This window comes from Pseudomonas sp. ICMP 3272 (genome assembly GCF_001466905.1).
Lineage (GTDB): Bacteria > Pseudomonadota > Gammaproteobacteria > Pseudomonadales > Pseudomonadaceae > Aquipseudomonas > Aquipseudomonas amygdali.
Genome location: NZ_LKEK01000057.1, coordinates 1 through 17553 on the forward strand (window position 1 = coordinate 1; position 17553 = coordinate 17553).

Genomic DNA, 17553 nt, shown 5'->3' on the forward strand with positions numbered 1-17553 from the left:
CCTGCCTCGCATCCCCCGGATCAGCGTCAGGACTCAGCCGTCACTAACGTCGCACTCTGCGTCGTCAGTGACACTGTGATCGAAAAGCACGTATGGCGTCCTCCTGCGGGCGCCGCGTGACGCAGAGTATTGGCGCGCGAACAGGTTGGCCTTACTGAAAAATCACAGGCTCTTCAGCACTCGCAGGCGCTTTGCCCGGTTCTGCGATTTCCACCGGCATGCCGTCTTCGGCCGCAACTACATCGCGTACTACGTCCCAGTTCATGCGCAGGTTGTTGGCCAGGTCGTCACGTTTGAGCAGCGCATTGATGACCGCGGTGTGCTTGTCGACCACCGACGGGTTGCCCAGGTCATCGACCGGTGTGTGTGCTTCAAGGTAAACCTTGCCGCCGCTGATGCCGAATTTGTAGGGCTCGCTGATGATTCGCACGGTCGTACCGACCGGAGCCATGTCGGCCAGTTCCAGCACGTTGTTGTTGTACATGCGGAAACAGCCATGACTGGTGCGCATGCCAATACCGAACTTCTTGTTCGAACCGTGGATCAGGTAGCCGGAAAGCCCAAGACCGAATTTGAACGGCCCCAGCGGGTTATCCGGACCGGCAGGCACTACGTCAGGCAGCGGATCACCGTCAGCGGCATGTTCGGCCTTGATCGAGGCAGGTGGCGTCCAGGTCGGGTTTGGCGTCTTGGCCGTTACCTTGGTCACCCCGATGGGCGAACCCCAGCCTTCACGACCGACACCCAGCGGATAGGTGTGCACGACATTCTGCCCTTTGGGGTAGTAGTACATGCGGTACTCGGCAAGGTTGATGACAATCCCTTCGCGCGGGCCCGGCGGCAGAATGAAGCGGGTCGGCAGCACGATGTCCTTGCCTGCACCCGGCAACCAGGGGTCAACACCAGGGTTGGCCGCGATCATTTCCAGATAACCCAGATCGTATTTTGTGCCCAGATCGGCAAAGGTGTCCTCGTATTTGGCCTTGATGACCTGCACCTGGCCCACGATGTCCTCACCGGGCGGCGGCAACGGAAACTCCAGAGCATGGACAGAGCTCGCCGCGCACAGAGCAGCAAGCGACAGACAGCGGGTAACGGCTGGAATGCGCGACAACATCCGGGAAGATCCTTCGGGTAACGACTATAGAGATGGAAACAACAACTGAAGTGTACACCGGCACTTGCCGGATCGGGGATATCTGCGCCTGACCGGCGCGTTTCGGCGACAGCTAGAGTTCAGGCCAGATCGGATTCATGCCCCTGCGCTGCGCATCCATGATGGCCTTGCACAGCGGGCACAGACGCTCATCGCGCATGGCTTGCAGTTCGACGGCGCGCATCTGCGGCTGGGCAGGCAACAACGTGCCGCACAACGTCCGGTCGATCGAGCCGCCCAGCTCCAATTGGCGAGCAATCAGATGGACGCGCACTTCCTGACAGGCGAACAGATCCAGCTGCTCATGGGGCTCAAGCATTTGATAGGCATACAGGGACCAGGCGGGACGCGGCATGGGGGGCTCCAGATCGGGGGCGCCACATTAGCCGAAAGCCCCCGTCCGGGAAAGCCTCAAAGCAGCGGTTTCAGGCTCGGCCAGACATTTTCCAGCAACTTGCCCTGAGCAGCCGCCGCCGGATGCAGACCATCAGCCTGCATCAGCTCGGGCACTCCGCCCACGCCTTCCAGAAAGAAGGGCACAAACGGGACTTTCTTCTGCTCGGCCAGGTTGCTGTAAACCTCTTTGAACGCATTGGTGTAACGCGGCCCGTAGTTGGGCGGTATCTGCATACCGAGCAGCAACACTTTCGCACCGGCTGCCCGAGAGCTGTCGATCATTGATGAAAGGTTTTGTTGCAATTGAGCGGGCTGCTGGCCACGCAGTCCGTCATTGCCACCCAATTCGAGAATAACCAGTTCCGGCTTATGCTCTGCAAGCAGCGCAGGCAGACGCGCCTGGCCTCCTGCACTGGTGTCGCCACTGATCGACGCATTGACCACCTTGTCGTCGAATCCCTCCTTGCTCAGACGCTGCTCCAGCAGGCTGACCCACCCCACGCGGGTATCCAGTCCGAAAGCCGCACTGATACTATCCCCGACGATCAATACCGTGCCCGCCAACGCGCCCTGTGACAGCAGCAGTAACCCCAGGCCAGCACTTAAAAACAACGCACGCATCGGATTCTCCATGAGTGAAAGTATTCTCAGTGCCCAAAGCCTCAGCAAAGTAGTCCCCAGCACCGAAGGTGACCTGACCATCCTGCACGAACTCTCCCTGGAACTAAACAAGGGCGACACACTGGCCATCGTCGGTGCCTCCGGTTCGGGCAAATCCACCCTGCTCGGCTTGCTTGCCGGGCTGGACCTGCCCAGCTCCGGTTCGGTTATCCTCTCGGGCCGCAACCTGAGTGAACTGGATGAAGACCAGCGCGCCAGGGTACGCGCCGAGCACGTCGGTTTTGTATTTCAGTCATTCCAGTTGCTCGACAGCCTCAATGCGCTGGAAAACGTCATGCTGCCGATGGAGCTTGAAGGCCGCAAGGACGCCCGCGAAAAGGCTCGCCACCTGCTGGAGCGCGTAGGCCTTGGCCAGCGCCTGACCCACACACCGCGTCAGTTGTCCGGAGGCGAACAGCAACGGGTGGCCATCGCCCGCGCGTTTGCCGCCGACCCGGACGTGCTGTTTGCCGACGAACCCACCGGCAACCTGGACAGCCACACTGGCGAGCGTATCAGCGACCTGCTGTTCGAACTGAACAAGGAGCGCAACACCACGCTGGTGCTGGTGACTCACGATGAGCGTCTGGCGCATCGCTGCCGCCGCCTGATCCGTCTTGAAGGGGGCCGACTGGTCGCCCCGCTGGAGCCTTGATGGCACGTTTGCCTTTTGCCCGTCTGCTAAGCCTCGCCGCCCGCCAACTGTTGCGCGATGCACGCGCCGGAGAGTTGCGGGTGTTGTTCTTTGCCCTTCTGGTAGCCGTGGCTGCCAGCACCGCCATCGGTTATTTCGGCGCGCGCCTGAACGGCGCAATGCTGTTGCGGGCAACCGAGTTTCTTGGCGCTGATCTGATTCTGGAGGGTTCCAGCCCGGCGCGCGCCGAGCAGGTCGAGGAAGGCAAGCGCCTGCAACTCAAGCATGCGCAGATCGTGATCTTTTCCAGCGTGATCGCCACCGATGCCGGTATCCAATTGTCCAGCATCAAGGCGGTGGATGACGCTTACCCACTGCGCGGCGAGCTTAAAAGCGCTGCGGACCTGTATCAGACCGAGCAGGCTGGCAGCGGCCCCAGACCCGGTGAAGCCTGGGCCGAGGCACGACTGTTTCCAGCCGTTGATCTGAAGGTCGGTGATGATATCGACGTCGGCTCGAAAACCCTGAAACTGACTCGGGTACTGACGTACGAGCCAGACCGTGCGGGCAACTTCTACAGCCTGACCCCGAGGGTGATGATCAATCTGCAGGATCTCGCCGCTACCGGCGTAGTGCAACCGGGCAGCCGAGTCAGCTACCGGGAAATGTGGAGCGGCCCGCCCGAAGCGCTGGCCGCCTACCGTAAAGCCATCGAGCCGACTCTGGAACCGCATCAGGAAATCAAGGACGCCCGCGATGGCAGTCAGCAGATTGGTGGCGCGCTGGGCAAGGCTGAACGTTATCTGAATATGGCGAGCCTGGTGGCCGTTCTGCTGGCGGGGGTTGCCGTGGCGCTTTCGGCATCCAGGTTTGCCGCACGGCGCTTCGATGCCAGCGCCCTGCTGCGCTGTCTGGGCCTGTCACGCGGCGAGACCATGACCCTGTTCAGCCTGCAACTGGCGATCATCGGCCTGCTGGCCAGCCTGAGCGGCGCGCTGCTGGGCTGGCTGGCGCAATTGGGATTATTTGCACTGCTGCAAAATCTATTGCCGGCCACCGTACCTCCGGGCGGCCTTTTGCCTGCGCTGGCAGGCATGGGCACCGGACTGGTAGCGCTGGCCGGTTTCGCCCTGCCGCCACTGGCAGCATTGGGTCGCGTGCCGCCGCTGCGCGTGCTGCGCCGTGACATGCTGCCGATTCCCGCCAGCTCATGGCTGGTATATGGCGCGGCGCTGTTCGCGCTGGGCCTGATCATGTGGCGTCTGAGCCTCGACCTGGTGCTGACCTTTGCCCTGCTGGGCGGTGGCGTCGTTGCCGCGCTGATACTGGGCAGCCTGTTGCTGCTGGCGCTTAACAGCCTGCGCCGCCTGCTGGCCGGTGCGTCGCTGCCCTGGCGGCTGGGCCTGGGGCAACTGCTGCGTTACCCGCTGGCCGCTGCCGGTCAATCTCTGGCCTTCGGCCTGATCCTGCTGTCGATGGGTTTGATCGCGCTGCTGCGCGGTGAACTGCTCGACACCTGGCAAAACCAGCTGCCCAAGGACGCACCAAACTATTTCGTGCTCAATGTGTTGCCATCAGAGAAAGAAAACTTCGCCCAGACCCTGAGCAAGCTGTCCACCCACTCGGCTCCGCTCTACCCGGTAGTGCCGGGACGTCTGACCAGCATCAACGGTGAACCGGTGGGCAACTTCGTGACCAAGGACTCGCGTGGTGAAAACGCCACTCGCCGCGACCTGAGTCTGACCTGGGCCGCCGATTTGCCCGAAGGCAATACCCTGACTGCCGGTAACTGGTGGAAGGCGCTGCCTGCCTCAGGCCAGAGCGACGCGACGCCCGGGGTATCGATCGAGACCAAGCTGGCCGAGAGCCTGAAGATCAAGCTGGGCGACCGCCTGAGCTTCATTGTCGGTGGCCTGACGCGCGAAGCTGTGGTCACCAGCCTGAGGGACGTGAACTGGGATACATTCCAGCCCAACTTCTTCATGATCTTCCAGCCTGGCACCCTGGCTGATTTGCCCACCACTTACCTGACCAGCTTCTACTTGCCGCCTGGCCAGGATAAACAGATTGTCGAACTGTCGCGGGCCTACCCGTCGATCAGCATTCTGGGGGTGGAAGCCTTGCTGGCGCAGGTGCGCAGTATTCTTGATCAGGTCACGCTGGCCGTGCAATTCGTGCTGCTGTTTGTGCTGGCGGCCGGTATTGCCGTGCTGTTCTCCGGGTTGCAGGCGACCCTGGACGAACGCATCCGTCAGGGCGCGCTGCTGCGTGCACTCGGCGCAGAGCGAGCACTGCTGATCAAGTCACGGCGCATCGAATTCGGTTTGCTGGGGGCTGCCAGCGGCGTACTGGCGGCGCTGGGCTGTGAGCTGGTGAGCTTCGTGCTGTACCGCTACGCCTTCTCACTGGAATGGCAGCCGCATCCGTGGCTACTGCTGCTGCCAGTGATCGGTGCTCTGCTGGTGGGTGGCGCTGGCGTATTCGGCACGCGCCGCGCACTGAACGTCAGCCCGTTGACCGTACTGCGCGAAGGTTGAGCGCGACTGGCCGGACTACGACGCTGTGCGTCCGGCCTTACTGCTCATAAACAATCGAATTCACAAACCACAGCTTCTCGCCTTCCGGCGTGTTGACCAGCACCTCATCGCCCTCTTCCTTCTTTAACAAGGCGCGTGCCATGGGCGAGTCGATGGAAATGTAATCGTTGCGCCCGTAGATCTCGTCGTAGCCGACGATGCGAAATTTCTTGAGGTCGCCTGCTTCGTTCTCGATCTCGACCCAGGCACCGAAGAACACTCGCCCTTCCTGCTCCGGCGAATACTGGACGACGCGCATGTCTTCGAGGCGCTTGCGCAGGTAGCGCACGCGCCGGTCGATCTCGCGCAGCAGTTTCTTGTTGTACTGGTAATCCGCGTTCTCGCTGCGATCACCCAACGACGCTGCCCAGGCGACCTTTTGAGTAATGTCGGGCCGGTGCTCTCGCCACAGGTAATCGAGTTCTTTCTTCAGGGCTTCATGCCCGCCCATAGTGATGATCTTTGTACTCAAGACGTTTCTCCAGCCCTGCAAAAATCAGTTCGACAGGCATAAAAAATCAGCGACGCGCCACCTCATGCTGGATGCAGCCTTCGTAATACACCTTGCTGACCGCGTCAGGCTTCAAACGCGACTCGCTGTCGTAGGTCTGCTCGGTGATACGCAATGCCATGGGGCGCATCCACTGTTTGGCGAACTTGCGCGCCTGCAGCTTTTGCCGCGCCCCGTAACGGGTAACGCCTGACAGCTTGGAAGCCTGGGCACCACCGGCAATGGTCGAGCCCCAGCGACAAAGATAACGCTCGTTCTCCGTCGCGTTTCTGGCCTGAACGGAAAAAGCCAGCCCGGAAAGCGTCAGGCACGCCAGAGCACAATAGACCAAACGCATGCGAAAACCACCTAATCCTTTGATAAGGCGGCGATTTTGCCTGTCAGTTCACAGGCTGGGGGCCAGCAATATGCCTTCTATGCCAATTGAATACGTCCGCCGTTTCAACCCAGCGTAATCAGGCCCTGGCGGGCAATACGCGTCAGATCACGAATGAGCTGCTCGACGTCGTCAGCCTGAGGCGATTGCACCACCGCCAGGTCAAACTCGTCGTTGCCAAAGTGGCTCAATGACGAGTTCGTATCGACAAACTGAATTAGAAACGCACAGTTACCACCGCCCCGTCGAGGCCAGCCATCGAGGTAGCGCAACAGCGTAGGCTGGTGAGAGCCGCTCAAAAGGATTTTCGGGTTCTTGCGTGACAAGACCGTGCTGATCGGGGAAAGACGAATGAGGGGGCGCAGGTTGTTCATGGTTATATCTCTGCCTCGCAAGATCCGCTGGGCAGCGGTGAGAGGCAACACCGAACCAACGTTTTAGCGGTATTTCGACAAGACTTGAGCCTTGCCAGGCGCCCCGCAAGTAGTTGTTAAATCGGCGCTTGAGCACGCATCCTAGAGAAACGCCCCATTCATTGTCAATTGTCATCCGTGGCGCGAGCCCGCAAACGCACAAGGCCCGCCGGAAGCGGGCCTTGCAGGACAAGCATAGCCGGTTATCGGGAGATGACGCGGTCCAGCGACAACTTGCCTGCACCTTCGATAAGCACTGCCAGAGCGCCGCCGAGCAACGCCAGCGCATACTCATAACCGTTATTGGCCATGAAGAAGCCGTTATGGATATGCACGGTAAAGATCGCTACCAGCAACAGCAGGATCACCACTACCGCAGCCGGACGAGCCAGCAGCCCCAACAGCAGGCCCAGACCGCCAAAGAACTCGGCGCTGCCAGACATCAGCGCCATCAGGTAACCCGGTGTCAGGCCCAGGCTTTCCATGTACTGCGCAGTGCCTTCCAGGCCATAACCGCCGAAGGCCCCGAACAGTTTCTGACTGCCGTGAGCGATAAACGCAATACCGACAATAACGCGCAACAGGGTAAGGCCGTAACCGGCGCGAGTGCTGAGAACCGATTTGATCATTGTGTTCATGTGGGTGATTTCCGGGATTGATTAAGTGAACGTGATGCCATAATAATCAAATTTACTTATGTGAAAACCGCAAATAACGGCACATAGCAATCCAATAAATCGATGATTAGCGCTTTACGGCAGTTTTCGGTCCACTCTTTTCCAGCGAGTCTCGCTCGCGATCAAATGCCAGGTAATACTTGTTCACGCTGTTGACGAACGCGACGACGTTGGCACCGCCCTGCTCCATTGCCACGCGCTCGGTCTGGAAAAACCACTGATCTGGATTGAGCCCGCGCCGCCGCGCTTCCTCGCGCATACCTTGCACACGCTCCGGCCCCAGGTTGTAGGCCGCCATTACGAACGCCATGCGCTCGCGCTCGTTGACTCGGCTGCTGGAGAAGTACTTGCGCTGGATCAGCGCCATGTAACGCGAACCTGCACGGATATTGTCGTCAGCGCTCTGAATGCTCGGCACTCCGACGCTTTTTGCCGCCGACGGAGTGATCTGCAACAGCCCTGTCGCGCCGCCACTGCCCTTGGCCGCCGGGTCGAGCTTCGACTCCTTGAACGCCAGGGCCGCCAGGTCCAGCCAGTCCATACCCTGCGCATCGGCATGGCGTTGCAGCATCGGACGCAGTTGCTCAAGACGTTGCAGGTTGTTGCGTACCAGCGGGTTGTTGACCTTGTAGGTGTTTTTGTAAGCCTTGGCGAGCACCTGATCCTGCTGAGCCGAAGGTTTATAGCCTTTGAGGAAATCATCGACACTGGCCCGCAGCTGGGTTGCGTTGTCGCGTACAAACCAGCTGATGTCGCCGTGGGTCTGCAAGGTCAGGCCGCGCTCGATACGCAGTTTGGGCATGATCTTCGCCCAACGCTCGGCGATAGGCTGCTCGACCAGTGTCATCGGGTAAATACCGGCCTGGACCATCTCCAGCACATCTTCGACTGCAAGACTTGGGTCGACCCATTCGATTTTGGCCAGCGGCAGCTTGCGCAGCTCCAGTTGCCGATTGACCTGATGGAGGGCCTCGTCGGCCGCGCTGCCGGTGGGCAGGCTCAGTGTATGTCCCGACAGTTGCTCCACACGCCGTACGTTGCGCTGGCCACGCGCGCCGACCAGCACCAGAGGCACATCATGAATGATCGGCGCACTGGCCTGAACACCTTTGGCTTCGCTGACATCAAGCAGTTCGCCAGGCGCGATCATATCGCCTTCGCCGCGCTGCAACGCGGTCAGTAGCTGGTTCTTGGCCTTGGGTATGACTTTGAGCGTGACCTTCTGAGCGCCGCGCGAATGGCTGTTGAGGTACTGTTCGAAGGCTTGCAGGCGATGATATTCGATGCCGATTTCCTGGCCCTTGACGTCACCGGAGCTGTTGCGGCTTTGATTGACCAGCACGCGCAGCACCTTGCTGCTGCGAATGGCAGGCAGATCGCGCACCTGCGCTTTGTGCTGCACGGCCTGTGGGCCGGTCTGACGAGCAGAAACCTGCAGCGGCAGCAGCGCCAACAGACACATAAAAGACACAAGCGCGGATCGGATCATTCACTTCCCCAGGGCAACGCCGGAAAAAAACAGGAAAAAGGAAATCTTGAGGTCACGCAGCAGCATCGAACAGCGAAGGAAATCGTTGAACCATCCGGCTCAATCGCTTGAATACCCAGCGTTTTCTTATTGTGGCCGGAGCTCTGGTATGCTCGACAGCCTTCAGCTGGAGGTAGCACCATGCAACTCATCGACATCGGCGTCAATCTGACCAACGCAAGCTTCGCCTCGCAACGACAGGCGGTACTCGATCGCGCCTATGCCGCAGGCGTCGAGCAACTGGTGGTGACCGGCACCAGCGTCGAGGGCAGCGAACACGCCTTGCAGCTGTGTCACGAGTTGGATGAAAGCGCGCAACGCCTGTTCTGCACGGCAGGCATCCACCCGCACTCGGCGAGCGATTGGACCGGTGACACCGAGAAACAGTTGCATGCCCTGCTCAAGGAAAATCGCGTTCGCGCCGTGGGTGAATGCGGTCTGGATTTCAATCGCGACTTCTCGCCTCGCCCGCAGCAGGAAAAGGTTCTTGAAGCGCACCTGGCCATGGCGGTGGAACTGCAATTGCCGGTGTTCCTGCACGAACGTGACGCCAACCAGCGCCTGCTGGAGATTCTGCGCGACTACCGCGACCGTCTGCCGGCTGCGGTGGTGCACTGCTTTACTGGCGAACGCGCCGCGCTGTTCAGTTACCTGGATCTTGACCTGCACATTGGCATAACAGGCTGGATCTGCGATGAGCGACGCGGCACGCACCTGCACCCGCTTGTGGGCAATATCCCTCGCGGCCGGCTGATGCTGGAAAGCGACGCGCCTTATCTTCTGCCACGCAGCCTGCGCCCCAAGCCGAAAAATGGCCGTAACGAACCCGCTTACCTGCCGGAAGTCTTGCGCGAAGTGGCTTTGCACCGGGGCGAAAGCCAGGAAGATCTCGCCCGTCACAGCACGGCCTGCGCGCGTGAGTTTTTCGATTTACCCTCTCTGGAACAGATAACCGGCGAAAATCTGCAGCTTCCTTGACCCGCATCAAGGGTCTCTTTGATGGCTGAGGCATCGTGATGGCATCTTGCTGCTACCTCACACGACCATCAAAGAAGACCGCTCATGGGCTCATGGCTTGGCAACCTGTCACTGAAATATAAATTCTGGGCCGTTAACGCGGTCGCTTTCGTCACAACCCTGCTGCTGGTGCTTTACGCCATGCAAGCAGAGCAGCAGGCACGAGCAGATACGTCACGTCAGGCAGCGCAAGCTCAGGCTCGCTTGCTGGCCGCGTGGCCTGCCGACGCAGTGCTGCCCGCCAGTGATACGTTGCTGGCTTACAGCAAAGGTCAGACACCCGCCTTCAATACCCTCGCGCTGCCAGAGCTGGTCGACGCCCGCGACTGGGTTGCGCTGAACAAACCAGCCAGCGACAGACTGTTGAGCGGCGCGCAGATCGTCACCCGCAGCACTGGCCAGCAGATCGCGGTGCTGGCCTTTGCTCCAACCTTTCTGCAAGTATTTCAGGATCGCTTCAGCCATTACGCAGCCGCCGTTTTCGTGCTGATGCTGTTGATGCTCTGCGCCTCGCAACTGCTGATCCGTTTTCTCCTCAGCCAGCTCAACGCGCTCAAGGATGTGATGCTGCACGTCGAAAAAAGCGGCGATCTGGCGGCCCGCGTGCCTAACCGCAGTGACGATGAGGTCGGGCAGATGGCCAAGGCGTTCAATGCCATGCAGGCCGGGTATCAGCGAGTGGTCAATACGGTTTCGCAAACCGCTGGCCGCCTCGATCAGGGTGCAGCGCATCTGGCTGCGGGCATGAAAGATGTACGCCAGGGCATGCTCGGCCAGCAAAGCGAAACCGATCAGGTGGCCACGGCAATCAACGAGATGACCGCCACGGTCCATCACATTGCCCAACACGCCACGGCCACACGCGACCAGTCGCAGACCGCCGACGCGTTGGCGGGCAGCGGCAAGGTCGTGGTCGACCGCGTGCAAGTATCCATCGCCGGGCTCTCCAGCGGCGTGCAACAGACTGCCGAAATGATCCAGCGCATGGCCCAGGACAGCCAGAAGATCAACGGCGTGGTCAACGTGATCCACAGCATTGCCGAACAGACCAACCTGCTGGCCCTGAATGCCGCCATCGAAGCCGCACGCGCCGGGGAAATGGGTCGCGGCTTTGCCGTGGTCGCCGACGAAGTGCGCAACCTGGCCAAACGGGTGCAGACCTCGACCGATGAAATCACCACGATGGTTTCGACCCTGCAAAGCGGCACCCGCGATGCGGTGGATTTCATGCAGGAAAGCTCGTACAAGGCCGACGAATGCGTGCAGCAGGCCAAGGAAGCGGGCGAAGCGCTGGCGGCCATTGCCGGTGCCGTGGCACAGATGCGCGAAAGCAATACGCAGATTGCCGTCGCCGCGCAGCAGCAAAGTCAGGTGGCCGAGGAAATGAACCGTGCGGTGGTGAGTATCCGCGATGTCACCGAACGCACGGTGGTGCAGACCGTGGACTCGGCCAGCACCAGTGACGAACTCGCCACGCTGGCGGGCGAGCTGAATGCTGCGATCGGCCAGCTCAAGTTGTAACAGGCTATCGCGGCGATAGACAGGCTTGAGTCGTCAGCGATCGGCAGGCGGGCCTATGCTTCAGGCATTGAACGGCGCTTTACGCGTTGTCCTGAACAAGCGCTAACCTTAAGAGGACCGCCGCATGAACAAGCCACTTTCCGATCTGCAGCTCAATCAATGGCGTGACAGCAACGACAATCAGGAGCACTCGGCCAGCCTGGCCATGTACCTGATTGCCGTACCTCTCTTCATTCTGGCGACCCTGCTGATACTCAACGGTCTGTTCTCCGAGAGCCTGCCATCGATTGCCATCGGTGTGATCGGCCTGCTGGCTGCGCTGGGTTTTCAGCGCAAGGACGCTGCCCGCTCCGCCCGGAAATATTGACCTGCCTTGTCAGTCAGCCAAACACCGTCACCGTCTGGCGGCTGATTGCGATCAGTTCGCCGTCGGGGCTCCACAACGCTGCTGCGGTGTGACCGTAGCCATCCCGGGCATGTTCGATGACTGCGCGATAACTGCACCATTGCAGCGTATCGAGCACCGGCTGTGGCTGGACGAATTCGATGGTCCAGGTCAGCGAACTGCCCGGTGCAGGCTTGTTGAGGTGCGGCAATACCGCAGGCGGCCAGGTGTCGACCAGCGCCAGAATATGGGCCTCGCTCATGGGGCTGGCATGCGCCTCATCACGAAAACGCACATGACCACCAATTGCCGGTGACGGTGTATTGCTGAACGGCATGCCGCCCAGTGCCCAGCGAATGTCCATGAAGCGCAGGTAGTCGGGCATCACGCCCTTGGCAAAAGGCAGTTCCGGGCATTGCTCTACCGGCTTGAGCACTGGCGCGGCCTCTGCGGCAACCGCAATCATCGACTCACGGGGCGCGCCGAAGCTGCCTTGTATCAGGGTCATCACCTGACCGTTCTGCATGGCGCGCCCCGACACCTGACTGACAGCCTTACCGTGACGCAGAATTTCGACGTCAAAGGCAATTGGCACGCCAGGCTCGGCAGGCCCGACAAAGGTAATCGCCAGCGAGCGAACCGGGCGCCCTTCCGGCACCTCGGCACGCATCGCTTCATAGGTCAGCGCCGCCATCAACCCGCCAAAGCAGGCGCGCCCCTGGGACCATTCGGCAGGGATCGTGACAGCACGCGGGTCGCGACGCACCGCATCGATCAGTTCGGAAAAGATCATGCTTACTCCAGCAAGTCGACACACAAGTGGATGGATAATAACCATCCTCCTAGTCAACGACATGCCGCATATTGGCCATTATTGCGGCCTGAATGACCTATTCCATAAAAACGCCACTGCCTTAGAAACAGGCCTTGGCCAGCCGCTTGAGCGACGCCTCGGCCTTGCGCTCGGCACGCACGATTCCGATCTGCCAACCCGCAATGCACGGTGCCAGATCCGGCTGCTCGGCAGCCTGCGCCAGCCATTGCAAATGATCATGCCAGTCGCCCAACTCGCCTTGTGCGGCCTTGAGCCGGGCCTGCATGTTTTTCGGCTGGTGACTGAGTTCCGGGTACGCTTCGGCGGCGTAACGCACGCGTTTGATCAGCAGGCGCAGATCATGCCGATCATGCCCAGGCTCGGCGATGGCCACACGTAGCTTGCTCCACTGTTTGTCCATACGCTTTTCGATGGTCTTGCGCAGGCCACGCAACATTCCCTGACGCTGTTGCAAACGCAGTAGCTCCGGGAATAGATCTATCAGCTTGAGCAAACGGCTCAGTTCAGGCGACGTCGCAACCCTGGGGCAGGCATTTCCCAAGTACTGGTTGCGCTTGAAAGCGGCCTCGTTGAGGCCCTGCTCTTCGAGAAACGCGGCGAGCACCTGCATGTCACGCAAAGGCGTGGTCAGTTGCCCTACCGCTTTTGCGGCCTCTTCCAGTTCTGCGGCAGCCGGGTTTTCCCGCAGGGGCCGCAGTACGCTACGCAGACGACGCACGGTGGTACGCAAATCATGCAGCGCTTCGCTGTCCGTCGAAACCGCAAGGCGTGCCTGGCACGCGAGCAATTTGACATCCAGCGCCAGCACCTCGGCCACCAGATGATCCACCATTGAAGACATGCAATTCCCCTTCGACACACTCATTCATGAATGCCTGTCCCTGACGGCTGACAACCTCCATGGCAGACGACGACGCAACGTGCTTAATGCATGCCTCAAGCGGCTGGCCGAAGCCACCCGCCCAGCGTAGCGCTGCGCCTGAAATTCGCGGATGAAACCTTCAATGGCCTCGGCATGCTGCGGAAAGTAGAGTACCGCCCTGCGGCAGAATGCGTCAGCGCCTTCACCCGGCATACGACGCAGACCATGACGGGCTAGCAAGCGTTCAAATGCGTTGAACACCCGCAGTTGCGAGTCGCTTTCGCGCTGCCAGGGTTTGAACAGCCATAATGCAACCAGCCCCAGTGAAAACAGGGTCCCCAGGACGAAAACCGGTGCCTGAAACCCTGAAAACCAACGGCCGAGAATTTGTAACTGCTGTTGTCCCTGATAGCCCAGCACCCAGCGCTGCCAGCCATAGTTGAGGTTATCCCAGCTCAGGCGTATGGCGTTGACCCAAGGCACATTGCGATAGCGTAACGCTGAATAGGGCGAGTCCTGCAGAAAGGCTTCGTCTGCTGCCAGCGCCTGCTCCAAGCCCTGTTCGATACGCTGCGGTGCAACTGCTGCGGTGGGGTCGACACTGCGCCAGCCGATACCCGGCTGCCAGTATTCGACCCACGCATGCGCGTCGAACTGGCGCACGGTCAGGTAGTGCCCGTCGGGGTTCAGTTCGCCGCCTTGATACCCGGCCACGACACGCGCCGGAATACCCGCAGCGCGCAGCACAAAAGTCATTGCGCCGGCGTAGTGGGCGCAAAAACCCTGACGACTCGCAAACAGAAACTCATCAATGCTGTCGTTGCCCAACGGTGCGGGCTTGAGGGTGTAGTGAAACGGCTGGTCGCTGAAATAACCAAGCATCGCGGCGACCATCGCATCCGCCGTAGTGTAGCGACGGCGCAGTTCAGCCGCCCACTGCCGGGCCTGATCATTCCCCTTGGCGGGCAATTGCAGGTTTTGGCGCTGGACCTGTTCGCTGGATTGCGGGTCGCGAATACTCAGCGGCCAGGAATTGACGGCATATAACAGCGATTGCTCGACGGGACGCCGGCGTTGCAGGCGGAAGTCGCTCATTTGCCGAACGTCCGGCAACGTGGTCTCGGCCACGTCGAGGCTCGGCAACCAGGGCCGACCGCTGGCCTCCATGACAATGCTGTAGGCCAGTGGATCGCCGCGCTTTTCCCACTGCGGGATCTGCACGGTCTGGGCACGTGCCGACTGTGACCAGCGCCGCCCATCGAACTGCTCAAGGGTCAGACCGCGCCAGTACAACTGATTGCGCGCCGGTATCGGTCCCTCAAAACTGGCCCGAAATACCAGTGCCGGCGACTTGCTCAGCTCGGCCATGTCGCCCGGTGCCATGTTGTCGGACAGCCCAGTGACGCCCTTGTTGCTCGGTTGCGGCAACGACCAAAGCGGGTCCAGACGTGGGAAAAACAGAAACAGCACAAGCATCAACGGCACAGCCTGCGCCATCAGCTTGAACGCCAGCTTGAGCGTGTCGATTGACCTGCCAGCCAGATCCGCCTGCTGCAGACCAATCAACGCGGCCAGCAGCGCGCCGACCGGCAGCAGGCTGAAAAGCGCCCACAGCAGGTTGTCTTCAAACAGATAGCCGACCGCCACGCAAAAGAAACCGAGAAAGATCAGGACCCGTGCGTCGCGGTGGTTGTTCATTTCCAGCATTTTCAGAACGAATGCCGCCACCAGTAACGCTGCTCCGGCATCCAGCCCGACCAGACTGCCACGCGCCAGATACACGCCACCGGCGGTGCCCACCAGCAACCCTGACTTGATCCAGGTGCCGGGCAGCCGCGCGCGCATCCGGAACACCTGAACCCGCCAGCATGTGCAGCCCAGCCACAGAAGCGTGATCGATACCGGCACGTGCAGCGCGAACGGCAACACGACCAGTGCCTGCGCCAATAGCAGCCAGGTGAGGCTGACACGCGGAATGGGTGCGGCTGCGAGCGCTTTATTCTTGTCACTCATGATCGATGACCATAAAGCGCCAAGGCGCGCAGGCAGGCTTCGCGGTGCGCATCACCGCTGTCGACCGTGGACAGAAAACCTGGCAGGCGCAAGGCAAACGGCTGACGACGCTGGGACAGCTCCAGCACCCAATAACACAGGCGCGACAAGCGCTCCTCGATATCGCCGCCCAGCGCCATGAAGTCCAGGCACAGGTCGTGGCCGCTCAAGTCAGTGAAGTCCTTGACCAGCAACCCCTGACCTCGGGAATAGGCTTTCCAGTGCAGGCGACTGAGGTTATCGCCCGGCTGGTAGCTGCGCAGCCCCTGATAATCATCTACACCGGCACCCTGAGTGGCCTGACCGTCGTCCTCGGCGTGGGGCTGCACACCTTTTAGCAGCGGCATGGCACCCGACAGTGGCCGCGGATAGATCAAGGCACTCTGCTGCAGATCCAGCCAGCTCCAGGCGCGGAAAATGCCCAGCGGGAACGCGCTCTCGATCCGCAGCCTTGGCGCATGCAGCCAGCCGCGCTTTTCGGCAGGCAGGCTCAGTTCAACATCGGTCAGCCCGCGTGGCAGCACATCGCCAGGTTGCAGAGCTGCCGCAGTCCAGCCTACCCCCAGCGCATGGTGGGCCTGACCGGCACTTTCCAGACGCATGCGCAATTGCACCGGTTCGCCGACAAACACTGAACGCGCCACACCGGCACTGAGAATCAAGCCGCTGAGGTTGCGATACGTGTGCAGGATAGCCAGCACCCCGACTGACAACAGCAGAAAGGTCAGCCCGTAGGCCAGGCTGTTCTGATAATTGATCGCCACCAGCAGCATAAGCACGATCACGACAGCAAAGGTCATGCCGGTGCGCGTCGGCATGATGAAGATGCGCCGGTGGTCGAGCGTGATGCGTGACGCCGGAGGAATTCGTTTTGCCAGCCAGCGTTGCCATAGCGGTTTGAGCGGCTCGATCAAAGCACCGGCACCTCGCGCAATAACCACTGCACCAGCGCCCCGCCGCCATGCCCGGTCGGGTCGCTGCGCTCGCGCAGCCGATGGCCGACCACCGACGGCAAGACCGCCTGCACATCCTCGGGAATGACGTAATCACGCCCCAGCAACATCGCCCAGGCCCGCGCTGCGGCCAGAATCGCCAGGCTCGCCCTGGGCGACAGTCCATAGGCGAATTGCGGCTGGCTGCGGGTTGCCTCGACCAGTCGCAGCACATAGTCGACCAGTGCATCGCTGGCCCGCAACTGCCGTGCATGCGCCTGCAACTGGCCAAGCATGGCGTGGTCCAGAATCGGCTGCAGGCGCGGTAAAAGTTCGCGGCGTGACTCGCCAAGCAGCAACGCTTTCTCTGCGGCTCTCGCCGGGTAACCCATGGAGATGCGCATCAGGAACCTGTCCAGCTGAGACTCGGGTAAGGCAAAGGTGCCACCGGAACTGAACGGGTTCTGAGTCGCAATCACGAAGAATGGATCGGGCAACAGACGTGTCGCGCCCTCGATGGAGACCTGCCCTTCTTCCATGGCTTCCAGCAACGCGCTCTGGCTCTTGGGCGTGGCGCGATTGATTTCGTCGGCCAGCACCAGTTCGGCGAAGATCGGCCCGGGATGAAAGGTGAATTGCCCGCTGTCCCGATCAAATACCGAAGTCCCCAGGATGTCACCCGGCAGCAGGTCGGAAGTGAACTGAATGCGCTGATAACTGAGGCCCAGAATTTTCGCCAGCGCATGGCTGAGCGTGGTCTTGCCCATCCCCGGCAAGTCTTCGATCAGCAAATGCCCGCCGCCGATCAGGCAGGTCATCGCCAGCCGCACCTGCACTTCCTTGCCCAGTACCACTTCATTGATGGCGCTCAGGCATGCATCGAGTTTTCTACCCATCGAAAGCCCCTTCCGGCAACTGCTTAATGACTGTGGGACTGCAAGCGATGCTAGTGTCCGAACACTTTAAGATGAGCGTAGGCCGTTTCGCTAGAGTCGGTAGGGATTTGATGTGATGCTGGAAGC

General features: G+C 60.6%; 18 protein-coding genes. 5 read left to right on the forward strand and 13 right to left on the reverse strand.

What is annotated here, in order from left to right:
* Positions 1–151: 151 nt before the first annotated feature.
* The 3 genes from AO068_RS15600 to AO068_RS15610 all read right to left on the reverse strand — a co-directional run bounded on the left by AO068_RS15600 (position 152) and on the right by AO068_RS15610 (position 2173).
* Positions 152–1117 carry a L,D-transpeptidase family protein gene (locus AO068_RS15600; protein WP_002553017.1) on the reverse strand — a complete coding sequence of 322 codons (966 nt, stop codon included), beginning with the start codon at positions 1115–1117 and terminating at the stop codon, positions 152–154.
* 112 nt (positions 1118–1229) lie between these two features.
* Positions 1230–1511 carry a hypothetical protein gene (locus tag AO068_RS15605; protein WP_002553016.1) on the reverse strand — a complete coding sequence of 94 codons (282 nt, stop codon included), beginning with the start codon at positions 1509–1511 and terminating at the stop codon, positions 1230–1232.
* A 56-nt stretch (positions 1512–1567) separates the two neighbouring features.
* A complete protein-coding gene (locus tag AO068_RS15610) occupies positions 1568–2173 on the reverse strand; it encodes an arylesterase (RefSeq protein WP_004664750.1) in 606 nt (201 codons plus the stop codon).
* Between the two features lie 10 nt (positions 2174–2183).
* Here AO068_RS15610 and AO068_RS15615 point away from each other — a divergent pair, with 10 nt between their 5' ends.
* Together AO068_RS15615 and AO068_RS15620 are read left to right on the forward strand one after the other, a co-directional pair.
* Positions 2184–2867, forward strand: coding sequence for an ABC transporter ATP-binding protein (locus AO068_RS15615; RefSeq protein WP_058408825.1), 684 nt, complete (start codon positions 2184–2186; stop codon positions 2865–2867).
* Complete coding sequence (locus tag AO068_RS15620; RefSeq protein ID WP_058408826.1) at positions 2867–5383, forward strand: ABC transporter permease; 2517 nt, start codon at positions 2867–2869, stop codon at positions 5381–5383. Before AO068_RS15615 ends, AO068_RS15620 begins: the two co-directional genes overlap by 1 nt.
* Positions 5384–5420: 37 nt before the next feature.
* On the opposite strand, the gene greB is transcribed toward AO068_RS15620, so the two are convergent.
* The 5 genes from greB to AO068_RS15645 form a co-directional block, all read right to left on the reverse strand.
* Positions 5421–5894: a transcription elongation factor GreB gene (greB, locus tag AO068_RS15625; protein ID WP_058408827.1), complete on the reverse strand. Its 474-nt coding sequence runs from the start codon at positions 5892–5894 to the stop codon at positions 5421–5423.
* 46 nt (positions 5895–5940) lie between these two features.
* A complete protein-coding gene (locus AO068_RS15630) occupies positions 5941–6270 on the reverse strand; it encodes a hypothetical protein (protein WP_058408828.1) in 330 nt (109 codons plus the stop codon).
* Positions 6271–6374: 104 nt separating this feature from the next.
* Positions 6375–6683, reverse strand: a complete 309-nt coding sequence (locus tag AO068_RS15635; RefSeq protein ID WP_058400496.1) for a hypothetical protein — start codon at positions 6681–6683, stop codon at positions 6375–6377.
* A 242-nt stretch (positions 6684–6925) separates the two neighbouring features.
* Positions 6926–7360 (reverse strand): DoxX family protein, encoded by a 435-nt coding sequence (locus tag AO068_RS15640; RefSeq protein WP_002553009.1) that lies wholly within the window; start codon positions 7358–7360, stop codon positions 6926–6928.
* Positions 7361–7466: 106 nt separating this feature from the next.
* Positions 7467–8888, reverse strand: coding sequence for a transglycosylase SLT domain-containing protein (locus AO068_RS15645; RefSeq protein ID WP_058408829.1), 1422 nt, complete (start codon positions 8886–8888; stop codon positions 7467–7469).
* 180 nt (positions 8889–9068) lie between these two features.
* Here AO068_RS15645 and AO068_RS15650 point away from each other — a divergent pair, with 180 nt between their 5' ends.
* From AO068_RS15650 to AO068_RS15660, 3 genes are all read left to right on the forward strand, one after another.
* Positions 9069–9905 (forward strand): TatD family hydrolase, encoded by an 837-nt coding sequence (locus AO068_RS15650; RefSeq protein WP_058408830.1) that lies wholly within the window; start codon positions 9069–9071, stop codon positions 9903–9905.
* A gap of 84 nt (positions 9906–9989) precedes the next feature.
* Positions 9990–11465, forward strand: coding sequence for a methyl-accepting chemotaxis protein (locus AO068_RS15655; RefSeq protein ID WP_058408831.1), 1476 nt, complete (start codon positions 9990–9992; stop codon positions 11463–11465).
* Positions 11466–11589: 124 nt separating this feature from the next.
* Positions 11590–11832, forward strand: a complete 243-nt coding sequence (locus tag AO068_RS15660) for a hypothetical protein (RefSeq protein WP_058408832.1) — start codon at positions 11590–11592, stop codon at positions 11830–11832.
* A gap of 13 nt (positions 11833–11845) precedes the next feature.
* On the opposite strand, the gene AO068_RS15665 is transcribed toward AO068_RS15660, so the two are convergent.
* The 5 genes from AO068_RS15665 to AO068_RS15685 all read right to left on the reverse strand — a co-directional run bounded on the left by AO068_RS15665 (position 11846) and on the right by AO068_RS15685 (position 17427).
* On the reverse strand, positions 11846–12643 hold the full coding sequence (locus AO068_RS15665) for an acyl-CoA thioesterase (protein ID WP_058408833.1): 798 nt from the start codon (positions 12641–12643) through the stop codon (positions 11846–11848).
* A gap of 121 nt (positions 12644–12764) precedes the next feature.
* The gene (locus AO068_RS15670) at positions 12765–13526 is read right to left on the reverse strand and encodes a CHAD domain-containing protein (protein WP_002553003.1); all 762 of its coding nucleotides are present in this window, start codon (positions 13524–13526) and stop codon (positions 12765–12767) included.
* Positions 13527–13550: 24 nt separating this feature from the next.
* Entirely contained in the window at positions 13551–15560 is a 2010-nt protein-coding gene (locus AO068_RS15675) for a transglutaminase TgpA family protein (RefSeq protein WP_058408834.1), read from the reverse strand.
* Entirely contained in the window at positions 15557–16540 is a 984-nt protein-coding gene (locus AO068_RS15680) for a DUF58 domain-containing protein (RefSeq protein ID WP_058408835.1), read from the reverse strand. Before AO068_RS15680 ends, AO068_RS15675 begins: the two co-directional genes overlap by 4 nt.
* Complete coding sequence (locus AO068_RS15685; RefSeq protein WP_002553000.1) at positions 16510–17427, reverse strand: AAA family ATPase; 918 nt, start codon at positions 17425–17427, stop codon at positions 16510–16512. Before AO068_RS15685 ends, AO068_RS15680 begins: the two co-directional genes overlap by 31 nt.
* Between the last annotated feature and the right edge of the window lie 126 nt (positions 17428–17553).

Excerpts from the sequence above, each read along its gene's own strand:
- AO068_RS15600 (WP_002553017.1), bottom strand. The coding sequence starts at position 1,117 with ATGTTGTCGCGCATTCCAGCCGTTACCCGCTGTCTGTCGCTTGCTGCT.
- AO068_RS15650 (WP_058408830.1), top strand. The coding sequence starts at position 9,069 with ATGCAACTCATCGACATCGGCGTCAATCTGACCAACGCAAGCTTCGCC.
- AO068_RS15660 (WP_058408832.1), top strand. The coding sequence starts at position 11,590 with ATGAACAAGCCACTTTCCGATCTGCAGCTCAATCAATGGCGTGACAGC.
- AO068_RS15670 (WP_002553003.1), bottom strand. The coding sequence starts at position 13,526 with ATGTCTTCAATGGTGGATCATCTGGTGGCCGAGGTGCTGGCGCTGGAT.
- AO068_RS15655 (WP_058408831.1), top strand. The coding sequence starts at position 9,990 with ATGGGCTCATGGCTTGGCAACCTGTCACTGAAATATAAATTCTGGGCC.
- AO068_RS15640 (WP_002553009.1), bottom strand. The coding sequence starts at position 7,360 with ATGAACACAATGATCAAATCGGTTCTCAGCACTCGCGCCGGTTACGGC.
- AO068_RS15630 (WP_058408828.1), bottom strand. The coding sequence starts at position 6,270 with ATGCGTTTGGTCTATTGTGCTCTGGCGTGCCTGACGCTTTCCGGGCTG.
- AO068_RS15620 (WP_058408826.1), top strand. The coding sequence starts at position 2,867 with ATGGCACGTTTGCCTTTTGCCCGTCTGCTAAGCCTCGCCGCCCGCCAA.
- AO068_RS15615 (WP_058408825.1), top strand. The coding sequence starts at position 2,184 with ATGAGTGAAAGTATTCTCAGTGCCCAAAGCCTCAGCAAAGTAGTCCCC.
- AO068_RS15675 (WP_058408834.1), bottom strand. The coding sequence starts at position 15,560 with ATGAGTGACAAGAATAAAGCGCTCGCAGCCGCACCCATTCCGCGTGTC.
- AO068_RS15645 (WP_058408829.1), bottom strand. The coding sequence starts at position 8,888 with ATGATCCGATCCGCGCTTGTGTCTTTTATGTGTCTGTTGGCGCTGCTG.
- AO068_RS15685 (WP_002553000.1), bottom strand. The coding sequence starts at position 17,427 with ATGGGTAGAAAACTCGATGCATGCCTGAGCGCCATCAATGAAGTGGTA.
- AO068_RS15665 (WP_058408833.1), bottom strand. The coding sequence starts at position 12,643 with ATGATCTTTTCCGAACTGATCGATGCGGTGCGTCGCGACCCGCGTGCT.
- AO068_RS15610 (WP_004664750.1), bottom strand. The coding sequence starts at position 2,173 with ATGCGTGCGTTGTTTTTAAGTGCTGGCCTGGGGTTACTGCTGCTGTCA.
- AO068_RS15605 (WP_002553016.1), bottom strand. The coding sequence starts at position 1,511 with ATGCCGCGTCCCGCCTGGTCCCTGTATGCCTATCAAATGCTTGAGCCC.
- AO068_RS15635 (WP_058400496.1), bottom strand. The coding sequence starts at position 6,683 with ATGAACAACCTGCGCCCCCTCATTCGTCTTTCCCCGATCAGCACGGTC.